6 protein-coding genes are annotated in these 9,265 nt (G+C 64.2%); 3 read left to right on the forward strand and 3 right to left on the reverse strand.

What is annotated here, in order from left to right; genetic code table 11:
* Positions 1 to 47 precede the first annotated feature (47 nt).
* Both ACIPZ5_RS10335 and ACIPZ5_RS10340 read right to left on the reverse strand, forming a co-directional pair.
* Positions 48 to 3,170, reverse strand: a complete 3,123-nt coding sequence (locus tag ACIPZ5_RS10335) for a multidrug efflux RND transporter permease subunit (protein WP_400808309.1) — start codon at positions 3,168 to 3,170, stop codon at positions 48 to 50.
* 11 nt (positions 3,171 to 3,181) lie between these two features.
* Positions 3,182 to 4,351, reverse strand: a complete 1,170-nt coding sequence (locus ACIPZ5_RS10340) for an efflux RND transporter periplasmic adaptor subunit (protein ID WP_400808311.1) — start codon at positions 4,349 to 4,351, stop codon at positions 3,182 to 3,184.
* A 254-nt stretch (positions 4,352 to 4,605) separates the two neighbouring features.
* On the opposite strand from ACIPZ5_RS10340, the gene ACIPZ5_RS10345 reads away from it, so the two are divergent.
* The 3 genes from ACIPZ5_RS10345 to ACIPZ5_RS10355 all read left to right on the forward strand — a co-directional run bounded on the left by ACIPZ5_RS10345 (position 4,606) and on the right by ACIPZ5_RS10355 (position 8,086).
* Complete coding sequence (locus tag ACIPZ5_RS10345) at positions 4,606 to 5,307, forward strand: response regulator transcription factor (RefSeq protein WP_261940173.1); 702 nt, start codon at positions 4,606 to 4,608, stop codon at positions 5,305 to 5,307.
* Between the two features lie 6 nt (positions 5,308 to 5,313).
* Positions 5,314 to 6,612: an ATP-binding protein gene (locus ACIPZ5_RS10350; protein ID WP_400808314.1), complete on the forward strand. Its 1,299-nt coding sequence runs from the start codon at positions 5,314 to 5,316 to the stop codon at positions 6,610 to 6,612.
* Between the two features lie 184 nt (positions 6,613 to 6,796).
* Positions 6,797 to 8,086: a hypothetical protein gene (locus ACIPZ5_RS10355; protein WP_400808316.1), complete on the forward strand. Its 1,290-nt coding sequence runs from the start codon at positions 6,797 to 6,799 to the stop codon at positions 8,084 to 8,086.
* Positions 8,087 to 8,118: 32 nt separating this feature from the next.
* Here the strand turns inward: ACIPZ5_RS10355 and ACIPZ5_RS10360 are convergent, their stop codons facing one another.
* Positions 8,119 to 9,198 carry a GGDEF domain-containing protein gene (locus tag ACIPZ5_RS10360; protein WP_400808319.1) on the reverse strand — a complete coding sequence of 360 codons (1,080 nt, stop codon included), beginning with the start codon at positions 9,196 to 9,198 and terminating at the stop codon, positions 8,119 to 8,121.
* Positions 9,199 to 9,265: the final 67 nt, after the last annotated feature.

Below are 9,265 nucleotides of genomic sequence, written 5' to 3' on the forward strand. Positions count from 1 at the left end.
GGCAGTCAATGCCCGGAACCCTCTCATTCAACGCACGGCTTGTCCAGTCAGGCTTCGCGTGCCCGCGCCTGTTCGGCCTGGGTGCGGCCGCGCCCGGCAAGGCGCATCACCACCACGAAGAACACCGGCACGAACACCACCGCCAGGGTGGCGCTGAGCATCCCGCCGATCACCCCGGTGCCGATTGCCTGCTGGCTCGCCGAGCTGGCGCCGGTGGCGATGGCCAGCGGCACCACGCCGAGGATGAACGCCAGCGACGTCATGACGATCGGCCGCAGGCGCAGGCGCGCGGCCTGCACGGCAGCGTCGACGGCGTCCACGCCCTGGTCGACCAGGTGCTTGGCGAACTCGATGATGAGGATGGCGTTCTTCGCCGACAGGCCGATCAGGGTGATCAGGCCGACCTTGAAGAACACGTCGTTGGGCATGCCGCGCAGGGTCACCGCCAGCACCGCGCCAAGCACCCCAAGTGGCACCACCAGCAGCACCGCAGTCGGGATCGACCAGCTTTCATACAGCGCCGCCAGGCACAGGAACACCACCAGCAACGACAACGCCATCAGCAGCGGTGCCTGGCTGCCGGACAGGCGTTCCTGCAGCGACAGGCCGGTCCATTCCAGGCCGGCACCGGCCGGCAGCTGGGCGACCAGGCGCTCGATCTCGGCCATGGCTTCACCCGAGCTGTAACCCGCCGCCGGCTCACCGGAAATCGACACCGCCGGGTAGCCGTTGTAACGGGTCAGCTGCACCGGGCCACTGACCCACTTGGCCTGGACGAAGGCGCCCAGTGGCACCATCTTGCCGCTGCTATTGCGCACGTGGATCTTCAGCAGATCCTCGACCTGGCTGCGCTGATCGCCTTCGGCCTGCACCACCACCCGCTGCATGCGGCCCTGGTTGGGGAAGTCGTTGACGTAGCTGGAACCCACGGCGACGTCCAGCACCGAGCCGATGTCGGCGAACGACACGCCCAGGGCGTTGGCCTGGCGGCGGTCGATTTCCAGTTGCACCTGCGGGCTTTCCGCCAGCGAGGCTTCGCGCACGTTGGCCAGCACCTTGCTTTTTTGCGCGCCGGCCAGCAGCTCGTCGCGGGCGGCCATCAACGCCTCATGGCCCATGCCGCCGCGGTCCTGCAGGCGCAGCTCGAAACCGGTCGACTCGCCCAAACCATCAATCGGGGGCGGCAGCACGGAGTAGGCCACGGCATCCTTGAGCTGGGTAAAGGCCAGGGTGGCGCGGTCGGCGATCGACTGGGCACTGTCGTCGGCGCCGCGTTCGGACCAGTCCTTGAGCGTGGTGAAGGCCAGCGCGGCGTTCTGGCCACTGCCCGAGAAGCTGAAACCGAGGATCAGCGTGGTGTTGCCGACACCCGGCTCTTCGGCGTTGTGCGCCTCGATCTGGGCGGCAACCTGCTCGGTGCGCATGCGGCTGGCGCCCGGCGGCAGCTGGATGTCGGTGATGGTGTAGCCCTGGTCTTCGGTGGGCAAAAACGCCGTGGGCAACTGGCTGAAGCCATAACCCAGCACGGCCAGCAGCACGCCATACAGCAGCAGGTAGCGGCCGCTGCGCTTGAGCGCCTGCAGTACCCAGCGCTGGTAGCCATTGCTCATGCTTTCGAAACGGCGGTTGAACCAGCCGAAGAAGCCTTTGCGCTCATGCTGTTCGCCCTTGGCCAGCGGCTTGAGCAACGTGGCGCACAGGGCCGGGGTCAGGCTCAGGGCGAGGAACGCCGAGAACAGGATCGACACCGCCATCGACAGCGAGAACTGCTGGTAGATCACCCCCACCGAGCCTTTCATGAAGGCCATCGGCAGGAACACCGCCACCAGCACCAGGGTGATGCCGACGATGGCGCCGCTGATCTGGCCCATGGCCTTGCGCGTGGCCTCCTTGGGCGGCAGGCCTTCCTCGGCCATGATCCGCTCGACGTTCTCTACCACCACGATGGCGTCGTCGACCAGGATGCCGATGGCCAGCACCATGCCGAACAGGGTCAGCACGTTGACCGAGAAGCCCATGGCCAGCATCACGGCGAAGGTGCCCATCAGCGCCACCGGCACCACCAGGGTCGGGATCAGCGTGTAGCGCAGGTTCTGCAGGAACAGGAACATCACCGCGAACACCAGCAGCATGGCTTCGAACAGGGTGTTGATGACCTGCTGGATCGACACCTTGACGAACGGCGAGGTGTCGTAAGGAATGTCGTACTTGACCCCTTCAGGGAAGTAGCGCGCCAGCTCCTGCATCTTCGCCCGCACCAGGGTGGCGGTTTCCATCGCGTTGGCCCCCGGCGCCAGCTGCACGCTGAAGGCGGTGGCCGGCTTGCCGTTCAGGCGGGTGCCGTACTGGTACTCCTGGGCGCCGATCTCCACCCGGGCGACATCGCCGACGGTGACGCTGGAGCCATCCGGGTTGGCACGCAGAACGATGGCGGCGAATTCCTCGGGCGTGCTCAACTGGCCCCTGACCACCACGTTGGCGGTGATTTCCTGGGTGCCGCGGGCGGGCAGGTCGCCGATGCTGCCGGGGGCGACCTGGGCGTTCTGCGCGGCGATGGCCTCGGCCACATCGTTAGGCGTGAGGTTGAAGCCGATCAGCTTGCGCGGGTCGATCCAGATGCGCATGGCACGCTCGGAACCATACAGCTGCGCCTTGCCGACACCCTTGAGGCGGCGGATTTCGTTCATCACGTTGCGCGCGAGGATGTCGGACAGCGCGGTTTCATCGAGGCTGCCGTCTTCCGAGGTGAGGGTGCCGAGCAGCAGGAAGCCGGTGGACACCTTTTCTACCTGCAGGCCTTGCTGGGTCACCTGGCGCGGCAGGCGCGACTCGACCACCTTGAGGCGGTTCTGCACGTCGACCTGGGCCAGGTCGGGGTGAGTGCCGGGCTCGAAGGTGGCGGTTATCGTGGCGCTGCCCAGGCTGCTCTGCGACGAGAAGTACAGCAGGTTGTCGGCGCCGTTGAGCTCCTGCTCGATCAGGCTGACCACGCTTTCGTCCAGGGTCGCCGCCGAGGCGCCCGGGTACACGGCGTAGATTTCCACCTGCGGCGGCGCCACGTTGGGGTACTGCGCCACTGGCAGCTGGGGGATGGCCAGGGCGCCGGCAAGCAGGATGAACAGCGCGACCACCCAGGCGAAGATCGGGCGGTCGATGAAGAACTGCGGCATGGATCAGGCCCTCACTGGCCGTTGTGCTGGACGATGGACTGAGCGTCAGGGTCGACCTGGACCTGGTCGCCGGCCTTGACGTGCTGCAGGCCTTCGACCACCACCCGCTCGCCGGGCGCCAGGCCTTCGCTGACCAGCCAGCGGTCACCCTGGGCGTTACCCAGCACCACCTGGCGCTCGCTGATGCGCGACTGAGGGTCGACCACCAGCACCTTCGGCACCCCGGCACTGTCACGCAGGATGGCCCGTTGCGGCACGCTCAGGCCTTTGGGCTGCACGGCCTGCTCCAGGCGCACGCGCACGTAGCTGCCCGGCAACAGGTCGAGGTCCGGGTTGGGGAATTCGCTGCGCAGGGTGATCTGGTTGGTGCTGGGGTCGACGCTGATGTCGGAGAACAGCAGCTTGCCTGGCAGCGGGTAGGCACTGCCATCGTCCTGGATCAAGGTGGCGCGGGCCTGGCCATCGCCGGCCTGCTGCAGTTCACCTGCGCGCAATGCCCGGCGCAGGGCGGTGAGTTCGCGGGTCGACTGGGTGACGTCGGCATGGATCGGGTCGAGCTGCTGGATGGTCGCCAGCGGCGTGGACTCGTTCTGCCCGACCAGGGCGCCCTCGGTGACCAGGGCGCGGCCGATGCGCCCGGAGATTGGTGCAGTGACCGTGGCATAGCCCAGGTTCAGGCGGGCGCGCTCCAGCGCCGCCTTGGCTTCGGCAACGGCAGCGTCGGCCTGGAGGAAGGCGGCGCGGGCGTTGTCGTATTCCTGGCGGCTGACCGCCTTGTCGTCGACCAGCTGGCGGTAGCGCTGCTCTTGCAGGCGCGCCTGGTACAGCGTGGCCTCGGCCTTGGCCAGGGTCGCGCGGGCGCTGTCGTGGTCGGCCTTGAATGGCGCCGGGTCGATGAGGAACAGTACATCGCCCTGTTTGACGTCGCTGCCTTCGCGGTATACCCGCTTGAGCACCACGCCGGCGACGCGGGCGCGCACTTCGGCTGTGCGCGGGGCGAGAATGCGCCCGCTCAGCTCGGTGCTGATGGCCAGGGGCTGCAAGTGCAGGGTTTCTACCCGCACCTGGGGTGTGGGTTGTTTTTCGTCCTGCTCGGCCGAGTCGTCGCAACCGGCCAACGGCAGCGTGAGCAGCGCCACGAGCGCCAGAGGGCGCAGGTGCGGGGGGAGGGTAATAGGCATGCGGATCTTCCGATGATGACCTTGCGTATCCTAAGGCAACCGTTCCTCGGATGGCTGTTAACACCTGTAGGACCTGTGTGAAAAAGTGTTAAGAACAGTCCTACCGGTATGTAGGTTTCTATATTCTGCAGCTATCTGTGCCGGCCTCTTCGCGGGCAAGCCCGCTCCCACAGGTACAGCACGGCACGCTGTGGGAGCGGGCTTGCCCGCGAAGAGGCCGGTGAAGCTTCCTTCAAATTTCCCAGCAAACCCCTATGCCCAACATTCTCCTGGTCGAAGACGACAGTGCGCTGTCCGAGTTGATCGCCAGCTACCTGCAACGCAACGATTTCCATGTCCGGGTGATTGCCCGCGGCGACCACGTGCTGGACGCCTTCCGGCAAGACAACCCTGACCTGGTGATTCTCGACCTGATGCTCCCAGGCATCGATGGCCTGCAACTGTGCCGCTTGCTGCGCCAGGCGTCGCAGAGCCTGCCGATCCTGATGCTGACTGCCCGTGACGACAGCCACGATCAGGTGCTGGGCCTGGAAATGGGCGCCGACGACTACGTGACCAAACCCTGCGAGCCCAGGGTGCTGCTGGCCCGCGTGCGCACCTTGCTGCGCCGCAGCAGCGTCAATGAGCCGCGCCTGGACAGCCACCAGATCCTCATCGGCGGCCTGCGCATCGACCTTGCCGAGCGCCTGGTCAGCTGGCGCGGTGAAGAGGTGGAACTGTCCAGCGGTGAATACAACCTGCTGGTGGTGCTGGCGCGCAACGCCGGCGAGGTGCTCAGCCGCGACCGCATCCTCCAGCAGTTACGCGGTATCGAGTTCAACGGTACCGACCGCTCGGTGGACGTGGCCATTTCCAAGCTGCGCCGCAAGTTCGATGACAGTGCCGGCGAGGCGCGCAAGATCAAGACCGTGTGGGGCAAGGGCTACCTGTTCAGCCGTGTCGAGTGGGAGTGCTGACGCGCCATGCTGAAGATCCTGGTGCGCCTGTATCTGGTGATCATCGTTGCCTACGCCGGGGCGTTGCTGTTGATTCCGGACGCCATCGTCGGCCTGTTCCATGACCGGTTCATGGCCTACAACCTGGACCAGGCCAAGGGCGTGCAGTCGCTGATCGTGCGCCAGTTCCGCCAGGCGCCGCAGGTGCAATGGCCGGCGGTGGAGCAGGATCTGGCCAAGGTCTTCGCGCCACTGGAGGTCAAGCTGCTGCGCAGTGACAAGGCCGGCCTGAACCCGCAGGAACAGGCACGCCTGGAACACGGTCTGTACGCCGTGCGCATCGGCGACTGGGGCTATTACCAAACGGTGCTGGCGCCTCTGGACAAGGACTGGCTGGTCAGCCTGCATTCACCCCCGGACCCACTGGACATCAACGTATTGTCCTGGGGCGTGACCGTGCTGATCGGTGCGGCGATGCTCGGCTGCCTGCTGCTCTGGGTGTGGCCGCACTGGCGCGACCTGGAGCGCCTGAAGGAAACCGCACGGCGCCTGGGGCAGGGGCACATGGCCGAGCGCACGCACATCTCTGCGCACTCGAACATCGGCGAACTGGCGGGGGTGTTCGACACCATGGCCAGCGACCTGGAACGCCACGTCAACCAGCAGCGCGAGCTGCTCAACGCGGTCTCCCACGAGCTGCGCACACCGTTGACAAGGCTGGACTTCGGCCTGGTGCTACTGTTCGACGAGGTGCCACCGGCCAGCCGCAAGCGCCTGCTGGAACTGGTCGGGCATGTGCGCGAGCTGGACGAGCTGGTGCTCGAGCTGCTCTCTTATAGCCGCCTGTACAACGCCGACCAGGCGCGGGAGCGGGTCGAGGTGTCGTTGCTGGAGCTGGTCGACAGTGTGCTCGGCGGTTTCGCCGAAGAGCTCGATACCCGGGGCATCCAGTGGGAAGTGCAGGCCGAGGACAACTTGCCACGCTTCGTGCTGGACCCGCGACTGACCGCCCGGGCCGTGCAGAACCTGGTGCGCAACGCCATGCGCTATTGCGATGAAAGCCTGCTGCTCAGGCTGCGTCTGGAGGCGGACGGTGCCTGCCTGTTGACCGTGGAAGATGACGGCATCGGTATCCCGGCCGAGGAGCGTGAGCGGATCTTCCAGCCGTTTTATCGCCTGGACCGCAGCCGCGACCGCAATACCGGCGGTTTCGGTCTGGGCCTGGCGATCAGTCGCCGAGCGATCGAGGGGCAGGGGGGAACCTTGACGGTCGGTCACTCGACCCTGGGGGGCGCATCGTTCAGGATTCGCTTGCCTGTGGTCTGACAGCGTTGGAAAACAGGATCATTAATATAGGATAAGTTTCCTGAAACATGCAGATCTGAGAGTGGCTCCATGTAACTTTGTATAGGGTTTTTCAACTTTTATACTTGGTTTTTTTTCATTGCCCCCAAATTGTTGGGCGGTAATATTTTGTCATTTTCCCATGGCTGGACATACTGGGCTGCAAATGGAATCAATTCATTTCCAAGTTCTCTATGTGAGCCAGATCAAGATGTTAGATGACAGCGTGGTAGAAAGTTGCAAAATTGACCCGGCGTTCGGTGACCAAGGCAAAGTGGAAATTGTATTTCCCGGTGGTGTGGAGAGTGGCGTGCATGGGCTGGCAATCAGTCAATCCAGGCTTATCGCGCTGGCACAGTACCGGGTTGCCGGTCAGCCTTATGTTGGGCTGGCGGGCCTGACGGCTGAAGGACAGCCGGATGCCAGCTTCGGTGACGGTGGCTTTGTCATGGCTGCCTTTGGCGCAGGGGTGAGCGCGGTGCCCGTGGAGGTGATTGCCTCGGCAGAGGATGGTTTCATCGTACTGGCCGAGGACCGTTCAAAGGCCGTGAGTTATCCGCTACTGGCGCGTTACAAGCATGATGGTTCCTTGGACACTTGTTTCGGTGACGGCGGCATTGTCAGGCTCGAACTGAAAGGGCTGAGCGCATATGACGAACCGTATGGCCTTATCCAGCAACGAAACGGCAAGATATTGATCGCTGTAACACGGTTCGATGAGCAGGCACAAAGTTGTGGCTTGCTGGTGCGGGTCACGGCATGTGGCAACCTGGACGGTTGTTTCCATGAGGGTGGCGTATGGCAATTGCCGCTATGCGACGAACCCAACGTCTGGTTGGAGGGCGTGACCGAATTGGCTGATGGGCGAATCGTCGCCTGGGGAGCAACCGACGGTGAAGGCCTGGTGCTGCGCATGGGCCATGACGGCATGCTTGATCCTGCTTTCGGCACAGGCGGAATCACCAGGGTAACGGCCCCGCGCGGCAAGAACCGGGTGGGGATCGAGTTTTATGACGTGATCGAGCGCGTGGACGAAAGCTTGATCTTGTGCGGTTCGACCGATCGCCTGCCCTATGCCGCAGTCATGGGGCACATGACCGCCGATGGACGACTTGACCCAGCCTTCAATGGCGGCGAGGTGCATCTGTCCCAGGTTGCCTCGGGATCGCGCTGGGTGCATGGGCAGCCTGGGCGTGACAGCGGCAGCGTGGCTGCCGGCTTGACGGGCATTCCTTACAACGCCAAGGAAACCGAATTCTTCGTTGGGCGGTTCCAGGCCAACGGCTTGCTCGATCCGACGTTCGGTGACGGGGGCCTCAAGCGCACCAACATCGAAGCCGGCGCCGACGTGGCGCGCTGTGCTTTGGCCCCAGACTCGCAACGCCTGATCCTGGGCGGTACCGCCAACTTCAATCAAGGCGTGGGCAAGGCGTACCTGGTCTGTTACTTCGTCTAAGCGATCCGGGCATGATGCGCCATGCCTCTCGCTCATGGGGCCGGTTGCCACAGCACGAACCGGTCCTTGCCACTGTGCTTGGCCGCATACAGCGCCTGGTCCGCCCGGACCAGCGCTGCTGTCAAGGAATCGCCACGGTTGACCTGGGCCAGGCCGATACTGATGGTCACCGGGTGATCGGCATTGTCTTCGCGCACCCTGCTGCACAAGCCGCCAACCTGCTGCATCGCGTGCTGCTCGTCCAGGCCGTCGAACAGAATCGCGAACTCCTCGCCGCCCAGCCGGGCATACTCGAAACCGTTCATGCTGGCGCGAATATGCATGGCCACGCGCTTGAGTACCTCGTCGCCGACATCATGCCCGAAGCAATCATTGACCCGTTTGAAGTTGTCGATGTCGATCATCGCCAGGTACTGGCCAGGCTTTGCCAGGTGCAGCTGGCGTTCAGCCTTGGCCATGAACGCGCGGCGGTTGGGGATGTCGGTCAAGGCATCGATGTAGGCCTGCTCCAGCAACACTTTGGACAGGTAGAAGTTGTGCAGCTTGGCTTGGCGTATCTGCAGGTAGCTGTAGGTCACCAGGCCGCTGAGGAATAGCGCGTAGCTGATCAGCATGGCGCCTTCGAGTTCATCGGCTTCGATCCGGGTGTGGTAGAAAGGGTTGAGCATCACCCAGGTAATGGTCAGGGCGCAGAAGAACGACCAGCGCCGCACGGGCAGTACCGAAACGGCATAGAGCACGGTCGACACGCCGAGCACCAGCCACACGGGGCGCAGAGGCTCGGGAATACCTTCGATGACCAGGCGCATGCCCAAGGTGATGGCGCTGATGAACAGCAGGTTGAGCACGTCGAAATGGTGGCTGCTGCGGGTGAAGCGCAGGATCACCGTGAGGCAGCCAAGCAGGGTGATGAACAGGTAGGACAGCCAGGTGAAACCCTGGCCGCCGAGGAAGCTGACGATCAGGTCGAAGACCAGCCAGATCAGGATGCTGACGCAGAACACCAGCATGCAGAACGGGCGCATGGCTTCGAATTCATGCTGGCGAAACTCGGCTCGCAGGGCGGCGGGGGCGACCTGCTTGCGTACGTGTTCTTCAATGGTCTTGAACATCGTGGCTCCTGTGAGTACTGCTTCGTCTGCACCGGCGCTTTCGCGGGCAAGCCCGCTCCCACAGGAT

It is taken from the genome of Pseudomonas sp. NPDC089428, from assembly GCF_044749325.1.
In the GTDB taxonomy this organism is placed as follows: domain Bacteria; phylum Pseudomonadota; class Gammaproteobacteria; order Pseudomonadales; family Pseudomonadaceae; genus Aquipseudomonas.